The 20,091-nt window shown below is 65.4% G+C and carries 18 protein-coding genes and 1 tRNA gene; 8 read left to right on the top strand and 11 right to left on the bottom strand.

Annotated features, from left to right (window positions below; genetic code table 11):
• Positions 1–8 precede the first annotated feature (8 nt).
• Both SVA_RS05475 and SVA_RS05470 read left to right on the top strand, forming a co-directional pair.
• On the top strand, positions 9–3,821 hold the full coding sequence (locus tag SVA_RS05475) for a pilus assembly protein (RefSeq protein WP_096459950.1): 3,813 nt from the start codon (positions 9–11) through the stop codon (positions 3,819–3,821).
• 6 nt (positions 3,822–3,827) lie between these two features.
• Positions 3,828–4,304 carry a type IV pilin protein gene (locus tag SVA_RS05470; protein WP_096459947.1) on the top strand — a complete coding sequence of 159 codons (477 nt, stop codon included), beginning with the start codon at positions 3,828–3,830 and terminating at the stop codon, positions 4,302–4,304.
• Positions 4,305–4,321: 17 nt separating this feature from the next.
• On the opposite strand, the gene ispH is transcribed toward SVA_RS05470, so the two are convergent.
• The 7 genes from ispH to murJ form a co-directional block, all read right to left on the bottom strand.
• Entirely contained in the window at positions 4,322–5,248 is a 927-nt protein-coding gene (gene ispH / locus SVA_RS05465) for a 4-hydroxy-3-methylbut-2-enyl diphosphate reductase (protein WP_096459944.1), read from the bottom strand.
• A gap of 24 nt (positions 5,249–5,272) precedes the next feature.
• Positions 5,273–5,734: an FKBP-type peptidyl-prolyl cis-trans isomerase gene (locus SVA_RS05460; protein WP_096459941.1), complete on the bottom strand. Its 462-nt coding sequence runs from the start codon at positions 5,732–5,734 to the stop codon at positions 5,273–5,275.
• On the bottom strand, positions 5,721–6,200 hold the full coding sequence (lspA, locus tag SVA_RS05455) for a signal peptidase II (RefSeq protein WP_096459938.1): 480 nt from the start codon (positions 6,198–6,200) through the stop codon (positions 5,721–5,723). The genes SVA_RS05460 and lspA overlap by 14 nt, the downstream gene beginning before the upstream one ends.
• Positions 6,200–8,968, bottom strand: a complete 2,769-nt coding sequence (ileS, locus tag SVA_RS05450) for an isoleucine--tRNA ligase (protein WP_420823875.1) — start codon at positions 8,966–8,968, stop codon at positions 6,200–6,202. The genes lspA and ileS overlap by 1 nt, the downstream gene beginning before the upstream one ends.
• A gap of 62 nt (positions 8,969–9,030) precedes the next feature.
• Positions 9,031–9,993 carry a bifunctional riboflavin kinase/FAD synthetase gene (gene ribF / locus SVA_RS05445; RefSeq protein ID WP_096459932.1) on the bottom strand — a complete coding sequence of 321 codons (963 nt, stop codon included), beginning with the start codon at positions 9,991–9,993 and terminating at the stop codon, positions 9,031–9,033.
• Positions 9,994–10,082: 89 nt separating this feature from the next.
• Entirely contained in the window at positions 10,083–10,496 is a 414-nt protein-coding gene (locus SVA_RS05440) for a DUF2203 domain-containing protein (RefSeq protein ID WP_096459929.1), read from the bottom strand.
• A 7-nt stretch (positions 10,497–10,503) separates the two neighbouring features.
• Positions 10,504–12,051, bottom strand: a complete 1,548-nt coding sequence (gene murJ / locus SVA_RS05435) for a murein biosynthesis integral membrane protein MurJ (RefSeq protein ID WP_096459926.1) — start codon at positions 12,049–12,051, stop codon at positions 10,504–10,506.
• Between the two features lie 120 nt (positions 12,052–12,171).
• Here murJ and rpsT point away from each other — a divergent pair, with 120 nt between their 5' ends.
• A complete protein-coding gene (gene rpsT, locus SVA_RS05430; protein ID WP_096459923.1) occupies positions 12,172–12,438 on the top strand; it encodes a 30S ribosomal protein S20 in 267 nt (88 codons plus the stop codon).
• A 90-nt stretch (positions 12,439–12,528) separates the two neighbouring features.
• On the opposite strand, the gene proB is transcribed toward rpsT, so the two are convergent.
• The 4 genes from proB to rplU form a co-directional block, all read right to left on the bottom strand.
• The gene (gene proB, locus SVA_RS05425; RefSeq protein WP_096459920.1) at positions 12,529–13,656 is read right to left on the bottom strand and encodes a glutamate 5-kinase; all 1,128 of its coding nucleotides are present in this window, start codon (positions 13,654–13,656) and stop codon (positions 12,529–12,531) included.
• Entirely contained in the window at positions 13,653–14,675 is a 1,023-nt protein-coding gene (cgtA, locus tag SVA_RS05420) for an Obg family GTPase CgtA (protein ID WP_096459917.1), read from the bottom strand. Before cgtA ends, proB begins: the two co-directional genes overlap by 4 nt.
• A gap of 76 nt (positions 14,676–14,751) precedes the next feature.
• A complete protein-coding gene (gene rpmA, locus SVA_RS05415) occupies positions 14,752–15,009 on the bottom strand; it encodes a 50S ribosomal protein L27 (protein WP_096459915.1) in 258 nt (85 codons plus the stop codon).
• Positions 15,010–15,027: 18 nt separating this feature from the next.
• Positions 15,028–15,375: a 50S ribosomal protein L21 gene (rplU, locus tag SVA_RS05410; RefSeq protein ID WP_096462835.1), complete on the bottom strand. Its 348-nt coding sequence runs from the start codon at positions 15,373–15,375 to the stop codon at positions 15,028–15,030.
• 159 nt (positions 15,376–15,534) lie between these two features.
• Between rplU and ispB the strand changes: the two genes are divergently transcribed.
• The 5 genes from ispB (at position 15,535) to SVA_RS05385 (ending at position 20,028) form a co-directional block, all read left to right on the top strand.
• Positions 15,535–16,503 (top strand): octaprenyl diphosphate synthase, encoded by a 969-nt coding sequence (gene ispB / locus SVA_RS05405; RefSeq protein WP_096459912.1) that lies wholly within the window; start codon positions 15,535–15,537, stop codon positions 16,501–16,503.
• Between the two features lie 4 nt (positions 16,504–16,507).
• Positions 16,508–16,584, top strand: a tRNA-Pro gene (locus tag SVA_RS05400).
• A gap of 120 nt (positions 16,585–16,704) precedes the next feature.
• A complete protein-coding gene (locus SVA_RS05395) occupies positions 16,705–16,938 on the top strand; it encodes a PP0621 family protein (protein ID WP_096459909.1) in 234 nt (77 codons plus the stop codon).
• 52 nt (positions 16,939–16,990) lie between these two features.
• Positions 16,991–18,658 (top strand): sensor histidine kinase, encoded by a 1,668-nt coding sequence (locus SVA_RS05390; protein WP_096459906.1) that lies wholly within the window; start codon positions 16,991–16,993, stop codon positions 18,656–18,658.
• The gene (locus SVA_RS05385) at positions 18,655–20,028 is read left to right on the top strand and encodes a sigma-54-dependent transcriptional regulator (RefSeq protein ID WP_096459904.1); all 1,374 of its coding nucleotides are present in this window, start codon (positions 18,655–18,657) and stop codon (positions 20,026–20,028) included. The genes SVA_RS05390 and SVA_RS05385 overlap by 4 nt, the downstream gene beginning before the upstream one ends.
• Positions 20,029–20,091 lie beyond the last annotated feature (63 nt).

Raw genomic sequence — 20,091 nt, 5'->3', positions numbered from 1 at the left:
TCACCACCATGGCCAATAAACGCACTCTGCTTGCCTTGTTCATCGGCGCCGCGCTCGGCTACTCGAGCGTCGGCCTTTCCCTCGATACCGACATCTATCTCGAGCCGCCGGGAGTGTCGCGCGACGACGCGCCGAACGTGCTCATCATCTTCGACAATTCGTCGAGCATGGCGGGCAACAATGTGACGACGGCGCCAGCGTACGATCCAAACACGGTTTACGCATACGCGGGCGACCCCGGCGACGCCTTTGTGGCTGACCGGCTTTACTGGATAGACGAGGACAACAATCAATCGGAGCCGACTTCTGCGACAAGCTATCCCGACCAATGGATCCCACCGGACAATAACCGCTGCGAGAGTTCCGGCCTGCCCTGGCACGTCGACAAGACCACCGATCGTAACGGACAGGGTACCGCAACTTTTTATGCGGCCATGAGCGCTCAAAGTTGGACTAAAAACTGGAGCGCCTTGACGCCGGATCCGACGGGCGTCGTGGACTGCAAACAGGATCATGACAACGCCGTGGCCGATGCCGAAGACACGGGTTCAAAGTGGCTTGAGAATAAAAGCAACGGCTATACAAACCAGACTGCTAACGGCAAGAGGTTGGCGACATGGGCACAATACACGTTCTTTACTGGCAACTACCTAAACTATCGTAGCCAGTCCGTCACCGTGACCGAAAGCCGCCTAAGCGTCGCGAAGCGGGTCACCAAGCAGATCATCGACTCCAACCCGGGTGTCAACTTCGGGCTGATGCTGTTCCACGGGAACAATCCCACGCCCGACGGCGGGTACGTCGCGATGGCGATCGGGAAACAGAATGACACTGTCACGTACAACGCCACCTCGATGACGCGCAAGGCGGCGATCAAGGCCATGATCGACGACGTCAACCCCAATGCGTATGGACCGGCCTGCGATGGCAGCCCGTCGGAACCTTCGAACTGTAATTCCCCATACGTCGGCACGCCGCTGGCCGAGACGATGTACGAAGCCAAGCTGTACCTCTCCGGTGACACGCCGAAGTACGGCTATGCGGCCTCCACTGCACCCACCCCGCCTCCCGATGCGACCGCGAAAGGCGCCGATGGAAAGTACGTTTCGCCGTTCCGCTACACTTGCCAGCAGGCTTATATCATCCTGGTCACCGACGGGAATCCGTGGGTCACGAACGATACAAACGCCGACGATGAAATCGACCTGCTGACGAACATCGGCACGTTCGACGACGGTTATACCTACGGTTATTCGAGCAAGCTGGACGAACTGGCCCGCTGGATGTACACCCAGGACCTCATCGACGACGACATTCTCGAGAACAACCAGCGTGCGATCACCTACACGATCGGCTTCGACCTGAAGCCGGGTGCCCTGGACGACGACCAGAAGAAGGATGCCGACGGCCAGCAGCTGCTACAGGACACGGCCAGCAGCAGCGACGGCGAGTATCGGTCTGCCACCAATGCCAGCGAGCTGAGCGGTGCGCTGCAGGCCGCGCTGATCGACATCCAGACGACCAACAGCTCGTTCGCCGCGCCGGCGCTTTCCGTCAACGCCTTCAACAAGCTGTTCAACCGCGACGAGGTCTATTTCGCGCTCTTCAAACCTTCCGGCACCAAGTGCTGGGACGGCAACGTCAAGAAGTTCAAGCTCTGCGCGGACAAGACCAATACCACGTGCTCCTTCGGGGAGATCATCGACAAGAACGGTACCCCCGCAATCGACCCGGTGACCCAGCGCATCAAGGATTCGGCGACCAGCTACTGGACCGCGGCGGCGGACGGCGGCGACGTGACCAAGGGCGGCGCGGGAGGCCAGATCCCGGCCCCCGCCGCGCGGAAGCTGTACACCTATCGTGGCAGCTACTCCGGCCTATCCGCCTCGAGCCCCGCGACGCTCACGCGGATCGAGGTGTCCGGCACAAACAGCGTCTACACGGCCGCGATCAACGATCCGACGATTCTCGGTCTTACGGATACGAGCGCCGATTCCGCGACGACTAACGCGACCGATACCGCCCAGGTCGAGCTGGTGCTCAAGTGGATGCTCGGTTACGACGTCTACGACAAGGACCAGGACGGTTCGACCACCGACGAGCGCTGGCGGCACGGCGACCCGCTGCACAGCCGGCCGGTCGCCATCACGTACGGCGGCACCAGCAGCGATCCGGTCATCAAGCTGTTCTACGCGTCGAACGACGGCGTGGTGCGGATCGTCAACGACTACAACGGCGCGGAAGAATGGGCCTTCGTACCGAGTGAGCTGCTGAACAAGCAATTTGAGAACGCGCAAGACAGCGTCGGCACGCACCTCTACGGCATGGACGGTACCCCGACCTTCTGGATCCAGGACAACAACAACAACGGCATCATCGAGCCGGATAACAACGATCATGTGTACATGTACATCGGCATGCGCCGGGGAGGAAACAACATCTATGCCTTCGATGTGACGCCTACCGCCGCGCTGGACGATCCGGCCTATACCAGCGGCATCTCACCCAAGCTGATGTGGGTGATCCGCGGGGGGCCGTCCGGCGACACGGCTTACCGCAGGCTCGGCCAGACGTGGTCGAAACCGGCCGTTGCCCGCATCCGCTTCGGCTGCAGCGGAGCCGGCTGCGAAACCGCGGACGACAGCTCCGCGAAGACGGTGCTGATCTTCGGCGGCGGCTACGACCCGTCCGAGGACGACGTCATGCCGGTTCAGGCTGCGGCAACCGCGGCCAACAAGATCGGCAACGCCATCTACGTCGTCGATCCCGAGACGGGCGAACGGCTCTGGTGGGCGAGCGATGGACCGGACTCGGCCGGCAACAGCCCGACGCTGACGCTCTCCAACATGAAGTTCGGCATCCCGTCCGACCTCGCTCTGATGGACTCGAACCGGGACGGAGAGGTGGACCGGATTTACGTCGGCGATACCGGAGGCCAGCTTTGGCGCATCGATCTCGGCCCGACGCTGAAGACCAACAGCAACGGGAACAGCAAGGGTTTCGTGTTCGCCGATGTCGGTTGCACAGGGAACAACCCCGCCACCGATCGTCCGAATTGCGCCACCATCGACGACTACAACCGCCGCAAATTCTTCTATCCCCCGGACGTCGCGCAGGTGACGGACAACCAGTACGTCGAGAACGCGGCCGAGTCCAAGTATGACCTGGTCGCCATTGCGACCGGCGATCGCGAGGACCCACTCGACAAACTGACGGCCGGCGGGGACCCGGTGCGCAACCGCATCTACGCGTTCCGCGATCGCAAGATCGACACGTATGCGGTCTCGGGTTCCACGCTTCCCACGCCCCTGACGGAGGCGGACCTGTACGACGCGACGAGCAATGTCCTCCAGGACCCGAACGGCACCGACTATGCGGCGGCATTGCAAGCGATCAAGGAATCCGACGGGTGGTACGTCGAACTCAAGGAATCCGGCGCATCGGCACCGACCGGCGCTCCCTCTACCTGGCCGTGGGTCGGCGAGAAAGGGCTAGCAAAGCCGGTCATCTTTGACGGCGTGCTCTACGTCACGACGTATGTCCCGGCGAACGACCTGACCGCTGAGCGTACGTGTTCCGCGTCGGAAGGCCTGGCGAAGCTGCACGCCTTCAACTTTCTCAACGCAACAGCGGCCGTCGACTTCGACAAGGACGGCACCCTCGACCGCACCATCGAGCTCGGCGGCGGCATCCCGTCGGAAACGGTGATCGTCATTCGCGAGGACGGCGTCTCGAGTCTGGTGGGCACGAGCGGTGGCGCAGCGCGGCCGGAAATCAACAGCAAGCTGCCACGTTTCAAGACTTTCTGGTACGAGGAATAACGCGTCATGCCTAAGAACAGCAACAAACGGCCCGACCGGGGCGTCACGCTTATCGAACTCATGGTCGTGGTGGTCGTCGTCGGCATCCTCGCGGCGATCGCTTATCCCAGTTACCAGCAGTACACGGCTCGAACGCGCCGATCGGATGCGCAAATCGCCCTGACGCGCATCGCGGGTCTCCAGGAACAGTTTCTCTCCGCATGCGGAACCTACTCGGGAAGTCTGACGGACGACCGGAACTGCGACGACGGCGGGCTCAACTACGAATATGGGACGAGTTCCCCGGAGAGCCACTACACACTCACGCTCGCGTCGGGGAATATCGCGGGTACCTGCGCTGCCCTTTCCTGCAGCTTCATAGCGACGGCGACGCCGCTGGGATCCCTCGCGGACAACGGCAAGCTCAGGATCGACGCCACCGGTCGAAAGCAATGGGACAAAAATAACGACAACTCCTGGTGCTGCAAGTGGACCGACCGCTGAGGGATCGTTCCTAAAGCTCAGCCGGCGCGCAACGGGCGGGGCAGGGGGAAGGCAATCGCCTCTTCCTTGCCGTCCTGCTCGCCCACCAGCTTCCCTCCCCATCCGGTCAGTCGGCCGAGCACCTCCTGCACCAGCTGTTCGGGTGCGGACGCGCCGGCGGTAATGCCCACGCGACCTACTCCTTCGAACCATTCGGCCCTGAGATCCTCCGGGCCGTCGATCATGTAGGCCTTTGCGCCCCTCGCTTCCGCGACCTCGCGAAGGCGATTGGAATTCGAGCTGTTGTAGGAACCGACCACGAGGACGACCTCGCACAGGTCCGCCAGACGCTTGACCGCGTCCTGTCGGTTCTGGGTCGCGTAGCAGATGTCGTCGCGCTTCGGCGCCTGGACCTCGGGAAAGCGTCGCCTGAGGGCGTCGACGATGCGCGCGGTATCGTCGACGGAAAGCGTGGTCTGCGTGGCGTACGCCAGGTTGCGTGGGTCACGTATCTCGAGCCGGGCAACGTCCTCGGGCGATTCGACGAGATGAATCCCGTGCGGGACCTGTCCCATCGTGCCTTCCACCTCGGGGTGTCCCGCGTGGCCGATCAGGACGAGCTCGGTTCCCCGCTTGTGCAGACGGACCACCTCCATGTGGACCTTGGTGACCAGCGGACAGGTCGCGTCGAAAACATTGAGGCCGCGCCGCGCCGCCTCCTCGCGGACCGCCCGCGACACGCCGTGCGCGCTGAAAATGACGGTCGCCCCGTCCGGAACGTCTTCCAGCTCATCCACGAACGCGGCGCCCTTGGCCCGCAACCCCTCGACGACAAACCGGTTGTGCACGACCTCGTGCCGCACGTAGATCGGCGCGCCGAACAGGTCGAGCGCGCGTTCGACGATCTCGATGGCGCGATCGACGCCCGCGCAGAATCCGCGCGGATTGGCGAGGTAGATGTCCATGGCGTCAATGATACACGGCTTCCTCTATGCCGGCCGGGAAGGCGGTTCGACGGACAGGACTTCGACCTCGAAAACGAGGTCGTGCCCGGCCAGCGGGTGATTGAAATCGATTCGCACCTCGTGCTCGGAAACCGCTACGACGGTCCCGGGCACCTCTTCCCCTGACGGCAGCTCGAAGCCGATTACCAGACCGGGCTCGATTTTCATCTCCGGCGGAAACTCCGCCCGCGGAAGCGCGTGAACGTTGCCCGTTTCGCTCGGGCCGAATGCCTCCATGCACGGGATCTCGAATCGGCGACTCTCCCCCGGGCCAAGCCCCAGCAGGCGCCCCTCGAACGCGGCGTGCAGATCGCCCGCCCCCACCACCAGTACCGCCGGTTCGCCCCCCCGCGTCGTGTCCGCGGTCTTGCCGGTCGCGAGGCTGAGGGTGTAGTGCAGCGTGACCTTGCAGCCCGGTTCGATCAAACGATTGTCAGGACGCGGCACGACGTTTTCGCGTCCCGATCGCGAGCGCGTCGATCACGAGCAGTACGGCGCCCACCGTGATCGCCGAGTCGGCCACGTTGAAAGCGGGCCAGTGCCACGTGCCGTAGTAGACATCGACGAAGTCGATGACGTAGCCGTACACCAGCCGGTCGATCAGGTTTCCGACGGCTCCACCGAGTATCAGCATGAAGGCGACGGCCACCAGTCGATCGCGTGGGCCCAGGCGACGGATCATGTACACGATCACCGCGCAAGCGGCCAGGGCGACGCCGATGAAAAACCGGTTCTGCCAGCCGCCGGCATCGCTCAGGAAGCCGAACGCCGCTCCCGGGTTGTAGACGAGCGTCAGGTTCAGGAACGGTGTGACGGCCACCTCGGCGTGGCGCGTCAGGTACTTGACCGCCGCGAGCTTGGTCAGTTGATCCGCGACGACGACGGCAACGGCGATCCAGAAGTAGCGCAGCATCAGGCGAACACGCGATTCTCGCCCGCGCCGGCGACGTTTTCCACGCATCGCCCGCAGATCAGCGGGTGCTCCGGGTGCGCGCCTACGTCTTCCCGGTGATGCCAGCAACGAATGCATTTTGGATGCGCGGACGGGGCCACCTCGACGTACAGTCCGGGCATCTCCGTTTCCACGGCCCGCTCGGTGCGCCCGGCAAGCGGGTGCACGCGGGCATAGGAGCTGATGAAGACGAACCGGAGCTCGTCGCCCGGAACGCGCAGTGGCGCGAGCAGCTCATCCGCGCAGTAAAGATCGACTTCGGCATCGAGGGGGGAACCGATGCCGCCGGCCACGCGCAGCTTCTCGAACTCCTTGCTCACCGCCTGGCGCACGCGCAGGACGGTGCTCCAGAACTCCGGCGTGAGCGATTCATCCCGCCCAAGCGCCGGAAGCGCATGCCAGGTCTCGAGAAAAACCGAGTCGCCCCGCCGGCCGGGCATATAGGACCAGATCTCGTCGGCAGTGAAGCTCAGGATGGGTGCCAGCCAGCGCGCCAGCGCCTCGAGGAGGTGGTACATGACCGTCTGGCCGGAGCGCCGTCCCCGGCTCTCGGTCCGCATCGTGTACATGCGGTCCTTGAGCACGTCGAGGTAGAAGCTGCCCATGTCGATCGAGCAGAACTGGTGCAGCCGCTGGTAGATGACATGGAAGCTGAACTCGTCGTAGGCGGCGAGGATCTGCCCCTGGAGCTCGTGCGCGCGCGAGAGGGCCCAGCGATCGAGTGGAAGCAGATCTTCGACCGGGAGCGCCTGGTCCGGCGAGAACCCGTCGAGGCTCCCGAGCAGATAGCGCGCCGTGTTCCGGATGCGCCGGTAAGAATCGGCGGTGCGGGTCAGGATCTCATCGGAGATGTTCATCTCGGCACGGTAATCCGTGGCGGCCACCCAGAGCCGCAGCACGTCCGCACCGAGCGTCTGGATGACCTTCTGGGGTGCGACTACGTTTCCGAGCGATTTCGACATCTTTCGCCCTTTCGCGTCCACGGTAAAACCGTGCGTAAGCACGCCGGTGTAAGGGGCCTTGCCGACCATCGCCACCGAGGTCAGGAGCGAGGACTGGAACCAGCCCCGGTGCTGGTCGGATCCCTCGAGATAGAGGTCGGCCGGTCGCTTCAGCTCGGGCCGCCGGTCGAGGACACACGCATGGGTCACGCCGGAATCGAACCACACGTCGAGGATATCGCTTACCTTTTCATACTGCGCGGCGTCCGGACCCAGCAGCTCCGCCGCGTCGAGACCGAACCAGGCGTCGACACCGCCCTCCTCGACCCGGACTGCGACCTCCTCGATCAGGCGGTCGCTCTGCGGGTGGAGCTCGCCGGTCTGCCTGTGTACGAACAGCGCGATCGGTACGCCCCAGGCGCGCTGGCGTGAAATACACCAGTCGGGGCGGTTCTGCACCATGCCTTCGATCCGTGCCTGACCCCAGGACGGCACCCACTTCGTCGATGCGATCTCGGCGAGCGCCGAGGAGCGCAGGCGCTCCATCGAGATGAACCACTGCGACGTGGCGCGAAAGATGATGGGCGTCTTGTGGCGCCAACAGTGCGGGTAGCTGTGCGACACCGCGGCGGAGTGCAGCAGCTTTCCGCGTGCCTTGAGCGCCTCGATCACGTGCTCGTTCGCCTTGAACACGTGCTCCCCGGCGAACATCTCGGTCTGCGGGATGAACTTGCCATCCGGACCGACCGGATTGTCGATCGGCAAGTCGTACTTCACGCCGACCACATAGTCCTCGAGACCGTGGCCGGGCGCGGTGTGGACCGCGCCCGTACCGCTCTCGGTCGTAACATGCTCGGCAAGGATGATCGGTACTTCGCGGGCATAAAAAGGATGCCGCAACCGGAGGCCTTCCAGGGCGCGACCGGGACAACGTGCGACCACGCGATACTCGCTCACGCCGTAGCGCAGCATGGCATCCTTGAGGAGCGCGTCGGCGAGCAGAACGCGTTCGGTACCCTGTTGGCCGGCGTACTGCACGAGCACGTAGTCGAGGTCGGGGTGGAGCGCGACCGCCTGGTTGGCAGGCAGCGTCCAGGGCGTGGTGGTCCAGATCACTACCTGGATCGCTCCCTTGCCGGCGTGCTCGGACGTCGTCTCGCAGCGTGCGATGAATTGCGCGTCGTCGACGACCGTGAAGCGCACGTCGATCGCCGGAGAGGTGCGATCGGCGTACTCCACCTCCGCCTCCGCCAGGGCCGAGCCGCAGTCGCAGCACCAGTGAACCGGCTTGTAGCCCCGGTACACGTGGCCGTTCCCGACGATGCGCCCGAGCGCGCGGATGATATCGGCCTCGAAACGGTAGTCCATGGTGAGATACGGCCGCTCCCAGTCGCCGACGACTCCGAGGCGCTCGAAGTCAGCGCGCTGGCGTGCGACCTGCTCGGTGGCATACGCGCGGCATGCCTTGCGGAACGCGGCCGGCTCCACCTGCCGTCCGGCCTTCCCGATCTTCTTCTCGACCGCGAGCTCGATGGGCAGCCCGTGGCAATCCCATCCGGGAACGAACGGCGCGTCGAACCCCGCGAGGGTCCTCGACTTGACGATGATGTCCTTGAGGATCTTGTTGACGGCGTGGCCGATGTGGATATCGCCGTTGGCGTACGGCGGTCCGTCGTGCAACACGTACTTCGGACGACCCTCGCCGGTCTCGCGCAGGCGCGCGGCGAGACCGGTCGTCTGCCAGCGCCTGAGAATCTCCGGTTCACGCGCGGCGAGATTGGCCTTCATGGGGAAATCAGTGCGCGGAAGGTTCAGCGTATGCTTGTAGTCGTTGTTACTCACGGTCAGTCTCAGGAATGGCGGGCGGCACGCGGCTGGGGTGTATCGGGGCCACCGAAATAAAGGCGGGCGCGGCCGATATCGTTGAGGATTTCGGCGCGCATCGCTTCGAGCGAATCGAATCGCTTTTCGTCGCGCAGCTTTCGCAGGAACTCCACGGACACGTGCGCTCCGTAGAATTCGCGATCGAAGTCGAGCAGGTGCACTTCGAGGATGACCTCGGTCCCGTCCACGGTCGGGCGCGTCCCGATGTTGGCTACGCCGGGCAGCGGTTCGCCCACGAGCCCGTACATTTCCACCACGAAGATCCCGCTCAGTGGCGAGCCGTGCCGGTGCAGGTGGATGTTCGCCGTCGGTATGCCGAGCGCGCGGCCGAGTTTTCTCCCGTGCGCCACCCGCCCGCTCATCCGGTAACGGCGCCCGAGCAGCTTTTCCGCGGTTTCCAGGTCCGCGGCGGCCAACGCCGAGCGGATACGCGTGCTCGACACCCGCTCGCCATCGACGCTGAAGCTGTGCATGTTGACGACCTGGAAACCATGACGCTCCCCGGCTCGCTTCAGCATCGCGAAATCGCCGCGCCGCTTTGCGCCGAACCGGAAATCGTCGCCCACCACCAGGTAACGCACTCCAAGATCCCGGGCGAGCACGTGCTCGATGAAGGCTTCGGCTTCCAGGGCAGCAAAGCGGGCGTCGAAGCGAATGCATAGCACGCGGTCGACTGCGTAGCGCCGAAGCGCCATCAGCTTTTCGCGCAGCCTCATCAGCCGCGCCGGCGCCTGATCCGGACGGAAGTATTCCTGCGGCTGGGGCTCGAACAGCATGACCAGCGCGGGGAGCCGAAGCTCGGCTGCCCGCTCCGCCAGCTGACCGATCACCGCCTGGTGGCCGAGGTGCACGCCATCGAAATTGCCGATCGTCGCGACACAGCCGCGATGCCGGGGACGTAGGTTGTGCAGCCCGCGAATGAGCTCCATCTTCTTGATCTGAATGAGATAAAAACGGCGCCGTAGGGCGCCGGAACCGGAAGGTTACCCGCCCGGACGGGTGGAGGTCTAGCGGCGGCTCAGGCGTGGGCCCAGTCCGGGTCGAGCTCCTCGACGACCTGTCGAAGCGGCACGCGACCGGAATAGCCTTCGTGATAGCTGTGGTAGTAACCGATCCGCAGTTCCGGAAACTTCCAGCAGAGGTAGCCGTCGCCGGTGTCGAAGTCGACGAGCCAGAGCCCTTTGACCACCAGCCCGAGCCGCTCCATCTTGCCGACCCAGCGCTTCACGATCGTCTCGTACTGGCGCTCGATGTCCTGGATGACCGGGTTCGTCGGCAGCATCGCTTCCAGCGCGCGCCTCACGGGCTCGAGCTCCTGGTACGCCTGTTGGGTAACGCGTCGCACGAGCGGGAAGATCGCTTCCGCTTCCGCGAGCGTGAAGACGCGCGGATCCCCGCAGGCGTTGATCTGATGGAGCAGAGGATCGGGCATGGCGGGATCAGACCTGTTTCAGCTTGAGATGCGCGGGTCGCACGCCGCCTATCAGTAGCGCTGCACCATACACCAGCAGCCCGACCGTAATCCAGAATGCGAGCCGCACGACCCGGGCGAGCGGTGGCGCCGAGAGCCAGGTGTCAAGAGCGCCGGCGCCCCATAGCAAAACGCCGGCCATGATCGCGGTCGCGAGCGCGATGCGGAGGAGAAACGACGTCCATCCCGGGAGCGCTCGGTAAACGTCGGCTCGCCGCAGGAGACGAAAGAGGAGGCCCGCATTCACGAACGCCGCGAGTGAAATGGCGAGGGCGAGCCCGACGTGCGCGAGCGGGAACACCAGGACGATGCTCAGCGCGATGTTGGCGACCAGGGCGATGACCCCAACCCGCATGGGCGTTTTCGTGTCCTGGCGCGCGTAAAACCCCGGGGCGAGTACCTTGACCAGGATGAACCCGAGTAGCCCGAGCGAGAAGGCGACGAGCGCCTGCGCGCTCATCTCGACGTCGCCCGCCGTGAACTTGCCGAAATAAAAGAGCGTCGCCAGCATCGGCCCCGCCAGCACCATCAGCGCTGCGGTCGCCGGCACTCCTATAATAAACACCCACCGCAGCGCCCAGTCGAGCAGGTGCGAGAATTCCTCGTGGGAAGCGTTGACATGCTTGTGCGACAGGCTGGGCAGGATGACGGTGGCCAGCGCGATCCCGAACACCCCCAGCGGAAATTCCATCAGTCGATCGGAGTAGTAGAGCCAGGAGACGCTGCCGGTCACCAGGAACGACGCGAGAACCATGTTCACGAGGAGGTTAACCTGTGCAACCGAGACTCCGAAGATCGCCGGCGCCATGAGGCGAACGACCCGCACCACCCCGGCATCGCGAAACCCCAGGCGCGGGCGGGGCAGCATCCCGATTCGCATCAGAAACGGCAGCTGAAAAGCGAGTTGCACGACGCCGGCGATGAACACGCCCCAGGCGAGGCCCACCACCGGCTCGTCGAGCCGCGGCGCCAGCCACAACGCCGCCCCGATCAGGCTGAGGTTCAGCAGTACGGGCGTGAACGCCGCGGCGCCGAAGCGGCCGTGGGCGTTCAGTACTCCGGCCGCCAGAGCCACGAGCGATATAAACAGGAGATAGGGGAAGACGATCCGCAGCATCGCGACCGTCAGCTCGAATTTCTGGGTATCGACCAGAAACCCGGGGGCGAGGACGGTGACGAGGATGGGTGCGGCGACTACGCCGATCAGCGTGACGACGAAGAGCGTGACGGCCAGCACCCCGGTCACGTGATCGAGAAAAAGCCGGGTTTCGGCCGGCGTCGCCCGAGTGCGGTACTCCGCAAAGACCGGCACGAAGGCTTGCGACAGCGCGCCCTCCCCGAATATGCGTCTCAGAAAATTGGGGATGCGAAAGGCCACATAGAAGGCGTCCGCCGCAACCGTGGCGCCCGCACCGATCAGGCTGGCGAAGACCATGTCGCGGATCAGCCCGCTGACGCGGGACACCAGCGTCATGGCGCCGGTCAGCGCGGTGGACTTCAGGAGTCTACGGCTCACGGAACGGATTATGGTCGGAGAAGCGGATCATACGTTATCCACGGGGGCAATCCGCGGGATTGACAAGAATGGACGAAATCCGCATAGTTGCGCGCCTTTACAGCCGACCGAGACAGACCCTTGGCCAATACCGCACAAGCGAAGAAGCGCGCCCGCCAGGCCGAAAAGCATCGCGCCCACAACACCGCCCGGCGTTCGCTCATGCGCACTCAGGTGAAGAAGGTGCTCAAGGCCATCGAGGCCAAAGACAAGGACGGGGCCGCGACCGCCTTCCGGTCCGCGAGCTCCATGATCGACCGGCTGGCCGGCAAGGGACTGGTGCACAAGAACGCGGCGGCCCGCTACAAGAGTCGCTTGAACGAGCGGATCCGGCGCATCGGCGCCTGACCGTTCGGCTTCGGGTGCTCGCGCCCGCCAAGGGGGGACGGCCGATTTTCCCTTTCCCTGCGCCGCACCCCTTCCTCAGGTAGCCCTTTCTCAGAGCAGTACCATGTTGTCTCGGTGGATGAGCTCCGGCTCATCGATGTAACCGAGAATCGCCTCGATGCGATCGCTCGCCTGACCCATGATCTTCCGCGCCTCCTCGGCGCCGTAATTGACGAGCCCGCGCGCGATCTCGCGGCCGTCGGGATCCACACAGGCGACGATCTCGCCCCGCCCGAACGCACCCTCGACGGCTTTGACACCCACGGGTAGCAGGCTCTTGCCGGCCTCCCGAATCACGCGGCTCGCACCCGCGTCGAGAGTCAGCCGACCCCGCACCTGCAGCTGCCCCGCCAGCCATTGCTTGCGAGCCGCCAACCGACCCTGGGCGGGCCGGAGATGCGTGCCGACCCGATCGCCGGCGAGCACGCGGGACAGAACGTCCGGCATCCTCCCCGAGACGATGACCGTGGCCGCCCCGGATCGGGCCGCCCTCTCCGCCGCCAGCACCTTGGTCCTCATACCGCCTCGACCGAGGGTCCCCGAACCCCCGGCCATCTCGAGCAGACGCCTGTCGCCGGCCTCGCCCTCCTCGACCAGTGCGGCGCGCGCGTCCACGCGCGGGTCGCGCTCGTAGAGTCCTTCGCGATCGGTAAGAATCAAGAGCAGGTCGGCCTCGACGAGATTGGCGACCAGCGCGGCCAGGGTGTCGTTGTCGCTGAAGCGGATCTCCTCGGTCGCGACCGTGTCGTTCTCGTTCACCACCGGGATGACACCGTACCCGAGAAGCGTACGCAGCGTGCTGCGGGCGTTCAGATAACGCGGGCGACTGGTGAGGTCGTCATGCGTGAGCAGCACCTGGGCAGTGTGGAGGCCGTGATGCTGGAACGCCGACTCGTAGACCTGCACCAGACCCATCTGACCGATCGCCGCCATCGCCTGCAGCTCGTGCAGGGCATGGGGGCGTTGCGGCCGCCCGAGGCGCTGCATTCCCGCCGCGACCGCACCCGAGGTGACGATCACGACCTCGATGCCCCGACGACGGAGCTCGGCGATCTGGGCCGCCCAGCCTGCGATTGCGCCGCGGTCGAGGCCGAGACCGCCGTTCGTCACCAGCGCGCTGCCTATCTTGACCACGCAGCGTCGCGCGCGCGTCAGCGCTTCGCGTCGGTTTCCGGTCATGCCACACCTTCTTTGAGATCGCCCAGACGGCGCATCAGATCCCGCACCAGCACCTCGCACCCTGCGCCCGTGGCGGCGGAAATCGCGTACACCCGGCCCTTCCACGCCAGCCGGCGCACGAGCGCCTTCACGCGCTCCTCCTGTTCCTCGACGGACAGGAGATCGACCTTGTTCACGACGAGCCAGCGTTCCCGCCGGGCGAGCGCCGGACTGAACTTGCGGAGCTCGCGTGCGATTGCCCGCACCTGGCCGGCCACGTCACCCCCGTCCGGCGGAGCGATGTCGACGAGATGCAACAGTATACGCGTGCGCGTGAGATGCCTGAGAAACTGCACCCCGAGGCCCGCGCCCTCGGCGGCGCCCTCGATGAGCCCCGGAATGTCGGCGATGACGAAGCTCTGCTCCGGCCCGAGCCGCACGACGCCGAGGTGCGGGTAAAGCGTGGTGAACGGGTAGTCGGCGACCTTCGGGCGCGCCTCGGTCACCTGCCGGAGGAAGGTTGATTTGCCGGCATTGGGCAGACCGAGCAGCCCGACGTCGGCGAGCACCTGCAGCTCGAGCTTGATCTCGCGGTGCTCCCCGAGGGTTCCGGGCGTGGTCTTGCGCGGCGCCCGGTTCGTGCTCGACTTGAAACGGGTATTGCCCAGGCCGCCTTTCCCGCCCTGCGCCACGAGGAGCCGCTGGCTCTCGCGCGTGATCTCGCCGATCAGCTCGCCGGTCTCCGCGTCCTCGATGCGCGTACCCAGCGGCACGGCGATGATTCTGTCCGAGCCCGCTCGCCCGCTGCAGTTGCGTCCCGCGCCCCGTCTGCCGTTTTCGGCACGAAAGAGCCGCGTGTAGCGGAAATCCGCGAGGGTGTTCAAGCCTTCCCGCCCGATGAGATAGACGCTCCCCCCGTCGCCCCCGTCGCCCCCGTCCGGACCGCCCCGGGGCACGAACTTTTCGCGACGAAAGCTGAGCGCGCCGGCCCCGCCGTGGCCGGCCTCGACCCGGATGATGGCCTCGTCGACGAACTTCATTGCGCGAATTCGAATTCCAAAACAAAAAACCCCGCACTGTCGCCAGAGCGGGGTTTGGTGACCGGAGACAAGGAGCTCAGGCGGGCCGGACGCTCACGGTCTTCCGGTTGCGCGGGCCCTTCACCTCGAACTGCACCTGACCGTCGACGAGGGCGAAGAGCGTGTCGTCCTTGCCGATGCCGACGTTCGTGCCCGGATGGAACCGGGTGCCGCGCTGGCGGACCAGGATGTTGCCGGCCAGCACGCGCTCGCCGGCGAAACGCTTCACGCCCAGACGCTGCGCGTTGGAGTCGCGGCCGTTGCGTGAGCTGCCGCCTGCCTTCTTGTGTGCCACGTGAGTTTCTCCTGTGTCTCAGGCCGTCGCGGCCGCTTCGTCCGCCCTGGCGGAGACGCCGGCGACCTGCGTGATCTCGAGCTCGGTGTAGTCCTGCCGATGTCCGGCCTGCCGGCGCGAGTTCTTCCGGCGGCGGAACTTGAAGATCCGGACCTTCTCGCCGCGGCCATGCGCCCGCACCTTTGCCGTGACGGTGACGCCGTCGACCACCGGGCTGCCCACCCGCGTCTGCTCCCCGTCCGCGACGAGGAGCACGCGGTCGAGGTCGAGGGACTCGCCCGCCGGGACCGCCAGGCGCTCGACTCGAATGACGTCGCCCGGGGCGACCCGGTACTGCTTGCCGCCGCTCTCGATGACCGCGTACATGATGACCTTCTCCTGGAAAGACCGGCCGCGCATGGCCCGACCGGGTGCGTAAAAGGCCCGCAATTCTAGCGGCGAGCGGTGGGACGGTCAATTGATCGCTTGACAGCCCCGGGCACCCTACCTAGCATCCCCGGCCTCATTTCCGCCCGCCCGAGCCGCATGGATTTCGACGCCATCAAGGCCCTCGTCCGCGACGACCTTGAGGCCGTCAACCGGGAAATCTCCCGCCGGCTGCAGTCCGACGTCGCCCTGATCAACCAGCTCGCCGCGTATATCGTCGGTAGCGGCGGCAAGCGCCTGCGCCCGATGCTGGTCCTCCTCGGCGCGCGCTCCCTCGGCTACGGGGGGCCACATCACGTCCTGCTCGCCGCGATTATCGAGTTCATCCACACCGCCACCCTCCTGCACGACGACGTGGTCGACGCCTCGGAGATGCGCCGCGGGCAATCGACGGCCAACACGATCTGGGGCAATGAGGCCAGCGTACTGGTGGGCGATTTTCTGTATTCGCGCGCCTTCGAGATGATGGTCGACGTCGACAACATGCGGGTGATGGAGATACTCGCGCATACCACCAACACGATCGCGCGCGGCGAAGTACTCCAGCTGCTCAACTGCCACGACCCCGAGACCACGGAGGAGCGGTACATCGAGGTCATTCGGAGCAAGACCGCGAAGCTGTTCGAGGCGGCCGGACGGCTCGCCGCCGTCGTCAGCGGAAAGGGGCCCGAGATCGAGGACGCCATGGGCCGCTTCGGCATGCACCTCGGCACGGCCTTCCAGCTCGTCGACGACGCCCTCGATTACGCTCGCAACAACCCCGCGCTCGGGAAGAACGTCGGCGACGACCTTTCCGAGGGTAAGCCGACTCTTCCCCTCATTCACGCGCTGCGCACCGGCAGCGCCGGCCAGCGCGAGCTCATTCGCGACGCCATTCGGCGGGGCGACGTAGGCCTCTTCGAACGGGTCATGGACGCCATTGAATCGACCGGGTCCATCGCATACACTGCGCGCACGGCCGAGGCGGAGGCGGCGCTGGCGAAGCAGGCGGTGGCTTCGCTTCCCGAGTCACCTTTCAAGCAGGCGCTCCTCGACCTCACGTTTTTCTCCGTTCACCGCAATCACTGACCCTCGGGGTGTAGCTCAGCCTGGTAGAGCACTTGCTTCGGGAGCAAGGGGCCGGAGGTTCAAATCCTCTCACCCCGACCAGCGCGCATGCCGTCCCTGTCCAGAACCGCTCGATGCCGAAGCCCGCGGACCCGACTTTCGGGTGTGTGCGGCTGCCGGCGGGCGCCTGACTGTCCGCCGGCGTCCTGATCGAACGGGCCGATGGGGCAACTCGTCCGCATCATCGTCATCGCCATCCTCATCTGGCTGGCGATCCGCCTCGTCCGTTCGGTCATTGCCCGTTACCGCGGCCTGACCGAGCGACCGCACCGTCCCGCCGTCCCCCGCATGCTTCCCTGCGCCCACTGCGGCTTGCACGTCCCTGAGCACGAGGCGATTGTGCGCGAGGGTGCGGCCTACTGCTCCGAGGAACACTATCGAGCGGCCCACCGCTGACGTTCGGCGAGCGCCTTTTGCCTAACCTAATAATCTGTGCTAATCGAGTAGCATGCCGGCGCTTCAAAGGACGCTCTCCTCGTTCGGGTTGAGCCCCGCGGCCGTGCCCATCGCCGCGGTCCAGAACTGGAAGATACTGGGCTTTTTCAACCTCTACCGCCTTGCCCTCGCCGCGGCGGCCCTCGGCGTCAGCCTTACCGTCCGCACGCTCCCGCCATTCGGCGAGAACTCGCCGGTGCTTTTTCAGCTAGCGAGCGTCGCCTACTTCGTGCTCGCGCTCGTCGCCATGCAGACGATCCGCTCTCGTCGGCTGGATTTCGAAAGCCAGGTGAGCGTGCTCGCCTTCGCCGACGTCGCCCTGCTCACGCTCTTGATGCACGCGAGCGGCGGGCTATCGAGCGGGCTCGGGCTGCTTCTCATCGTCGCCATCGCCGGCAGCAGCCTCATACTCGGCAAGCGCGTCAGCATCTTCTACGCGGCGCTCGCCACGGTGGCGGCGATCCTCGAACACTCGTGGGAGCTGTTGACCGAGGGCGTGATCAATCCCAACCACGTCGAAGGCTACCCGCAGGTTGGCATCCTGGGCGTGGGCCTGTTCGCCACTGCCTTTCTGGGTTACACGCTCGCCGCGCGCCTGCGCGCCACCGAAGCGCTCGCGGAGCGGCGCGGGGTGGATCTGGCCAGCCTCGCGCAGATCAACGAGATCATCATCCAGCGGATGCAGTCCGGCGTACTCGCCTGCGACCATGCCGGAGACCTGCGCTTCCTCAACCAGGCGGCGCAGCGGTTTCTCGGGCTGCGCGCGTTGCCCGACCGCCGGGTCTCCCTGAGCGAGGTTTCCCCCGACCTGGCCATCCAGCTGTTTCAGTGGGTCAGCAACACCCCCGTGCAGGGCGGACGCAAACCGCTGGTCACCCGGGCGGGCTACACGCTACTGCCCCGCTTTGTGCCGCTCGGCAACGGCAAAGAAACGGGCGCACTGATCTTCCTCGAGGACATGGCGGCGCTCAAGCAGCAGGCCCAGCAGCTCAAGATGGCGGCGCTCGCGCGCCTCACCGCCAGCATCGCTCACGAGATCCGCAATCCGCTCGGCGCCATCACGAACGCGGCACAGCTGCTCGGCGAAACCGTATCGGAAAGCAGCGAACAGCGCCGCCTCACCAAGATCATCGAAGAGCAGGGTCGCCGGATGAACGTGATCGTCGAGAACGTCACGCAGCTCAGCCGCCGTGACCGCATCAACGCGATGCGGCTCGATCTCGAGAGCTGGGTCCGCGAGTTCATCGCCGCCTACTGCGAGACCGTCCGGATTCCCACGGAGGTGTTCAGCCAGGTGGGACCGAACGTCGAGATTCTGTTCGATCCGGACCAATTGTCGCAGGTGGTCACGAACCTTTCGCAGAACGCTCTCCGTCACAGCCCTCCGTTCACGGGGACGCCGCTGATCAAGCTGATGACGGGCCGGGATCCGGAGGGCCGCCCTTTCCTGGAGGTCGTGGACTGGGGAACGGGCGTGCCGGCGGCGATCGCCGACAACATATTCGATCCGTTCTTCACGACGAGCCCCAAAGGGACCGGGCTTGGCCTATATATTGCTAGAGAGCTGTGCGAGGGCAACGGCGCCTCGCTCGATTATTTCCCTGGCGAAGGCGGCGTGGGAAGCCGCTTCCGGATCACGATGGTCCGGGCGGACGATACACCGAACAACACTAACGCATGAGCAAGCCCAAGCATCAGGTGCTCGTCGTCGACGACGAGCCCGACATCCGGGAGGTCCTGGAGCTGACCCTCGGCCGCATGAATTTGGAGACCCGTACTGCCTCGAACATCGAGGAGGCGAAGTACCTCCTGGATGAATTCAAGTTCGACCTGTGCCTGACCGACATGCGCCTGCCCGACGGAAACGGCATCGAGCTGGTCCGCTTCCTCCAGGACAAATACCCCTATCTCCCCGTCGCCGTCATCACCGCGTACGGCAACATGGAAACGGCGGTCGCCGCGCTCAAGGCGGGCGCCTTCGACTTCGTCTCCAAGCCCCTCGACCTCAACGACCTGCGCAACATCGTCCGGTCCGCCCTCCGGGTCGCGCAGTCGCCCACCCTCACGGCGGCCGTCGCCGGCCAGGCCGCGACGGCGTCACCGGCCACGCGTCGGCTGCTCGGCGAGTCCGAGGCGATGCAGAAGGTGCGGGGAATGATCGAGCGCCTCGCGCGGGGACAGGCACCGGTCTACATCAGCGGGGAATCCGGGACCGGCAAGGAGCTTGCCGCGCGCCTGATTCACGAGCTCGGCCCGCGCAGCGACAAACCGTTCGTGCCCGTCAATTGCGGCGCGATCCCGGAACAGCTCATGGAAAGCGAGTTCTTCGGGCACAAGAAAGGCAGCTTCACGGGCGCCGTGCAGGACAAGGAGGGGCTGTTCAAGGCCGCGGACGCGGGCACGCTGTTCCTCGACGAGGTCGGCGACCTGCCGCTCACGATGCAGGTGAAGCTCCTGCGCGCGATCCAGGAGAAGTCCATCCGGCCGGTCGGCTCCCAGACGGAGATCAAGGTCGACGTGCGCGTCGTCTGCGCGACCCACAAGGACCTGAACGAGCTGGTCCGGCAGGGCCGGTTTCGGCAGGATCTTTATTACCGGCTGAACGTGATTCAGCTGCACATTCCTCCCCTTCGGGAGCGCGCCGAGGACATCCCGCTGCTGGCCGACCAGCTCTGCGGCCGGCTGGCGGGCAACATGGGTCTGAAACCGCCTGCGCTCACGCCCGATGCCCAGGGCGTACTCACGCGTTACGGCTTCCCGGGCAACGTGCGCGAGCTCGAAAACGTGCTCGAACGCGCCCTCACGCTGTGTAACGGCAGCGAAATCACGCCGGAGGACCTGCAGCTCCCTGTCGCCTCCCAGGAAGAGCGCGAGACCGAGAACCTCCTGTCCGGCGAGGAATCCCTCGACGACTACCTCGAGCGGATCGAGCGGGTCGCCATCGAGAGCGCCCTGGCGCGCACCAGCCAGAACAAGACCGCGGCGGCCAAGCTGCTGGGGATCAGCTTTCGGGCGCTGCGCTACAAGCTCGAGAAACTGGGCATCACCTGACGGCCGTGAGCCGCTTTTCGTCAGTAAATTGACGAAAATCGGCACCTCCCGTTCCGTCCGACT

The organism is Sulfurifustis variabilis, assembly GCF_002355415.1.
In the GTDB taxonomy this organism is placed as follows: Bacteria; Pseudomonadota; Gammaproteobacteria; order Acidiferrobacterales; family Sulfurifustaceae; genus Sulfurifustis; species Sulfurifustis variabilis.
This window is presented reverse-complemented; position numbering and strand designations above follow the sequence as displayed.

What these genes read in the sequence shown, in the direction of transcription:
- SVA_RS05395 (WP_096459909.1), top strand. Translation starts at nt 16,705, where the DNA reads ATGGGGCAACTCGTCCGCATCATCGTCATCGCCATCCTCATCTGGCTG.
- ileS (WP_420823875.1), bottom strand. Translation starts at nt 8,968, where the DNA reads ATGAAGGCCAATCTCGCCGCGCGTGAACCGGAGATTCTCAGGCGCTGG.
- ribF (WP_096459932.1), bottom strand. Translation starts at nt 9,993, where the DNA reads ATGGAGCTCATTCGCGGGCTGCACAACCTACGTCCCCGGCATCGCGGC.
- ispB (WP_096459912.1), top strand. Translation starts at nt 15,535, where the DNA reads ATGGATTTCGACGCCATCAAGGCCCTCGTCCGCGACGACCTTGAGGCC.
- SVA_RS05475 (WP_096459950.1), top strand. Translation starts at nt 9, where the DNA reads ATGGCCAATAAACGCACTCTGCTTGCCTTGTTCATCGGCGCCGCGCTC.
- SVA_RS05440 (WP_096459929.1), bottom strand. Translation starts at nt 10,496, where the DNA reads ATGCCCGATCCTCTGCTCCATCAGATCAACGCCTGCGGGGATCCGCGC.
- lspA (WP_096459938.1), bottom strand. Translation starts at nt 6,200, where the DNA reads ATGCTGCGCTACTTCTGGATCGCCGTTGCCGTCGTCGTCGCGGATCAA.
- SVA_RS05470 (WP_096459947.1), top strand. Translation starts at nt 3,828, where the DNA reads ATGCCTAAGAACAGCAACAAACGGCCCGACCGGGGCGTCACGCTTATC.
- ispH (WP_096459944.1), bottom strand. Translation starts at nt 5,248, where the DNA reads ATGGACATCTACCTCGCCAATCCGCGCGGATTCTGCGCGGGCGTCGAT.
- rplU (WP_096462835.1), bottom strand. Translation starts at nt 15,375, where the DNA reads ATGTACGCGGTCATCGAGAGCGGCGGCAAGCAGTACCGGGTCGCCCCG.
- proB (WP_096459920.1), bottom strand. Translation starts at nt 13,656, where the DNA reads ATGACCGGAAACCGACGCGAAGCGCTGACGCGCGCGCGACGCTGCGTG.
- SVA_RS05390 (WP_096459906.1), top strand. Translation starts at nt 16,991, where the DNA reads ATGCCGGCGCTTCAAAGGACGCTCTCCTCGTTCGGGTTGAGCCCCGCG.
- SVA_RS05385 (WP_096459904.1), top strand. Translation starts at nt 18,655, where the DNA reads ATGAGCAAGCCCAAGCATCAGGTGCTCGTCGTCGACGACGAGCCCGAC.
- cgtA (WP_096459917.1), bottom strand. Translation starts at nt 14,675, where the DNA reads ATGAAGTTCGTCGACGAGGCCATCATCCGGGTCGAGGCCGGCCACGGC.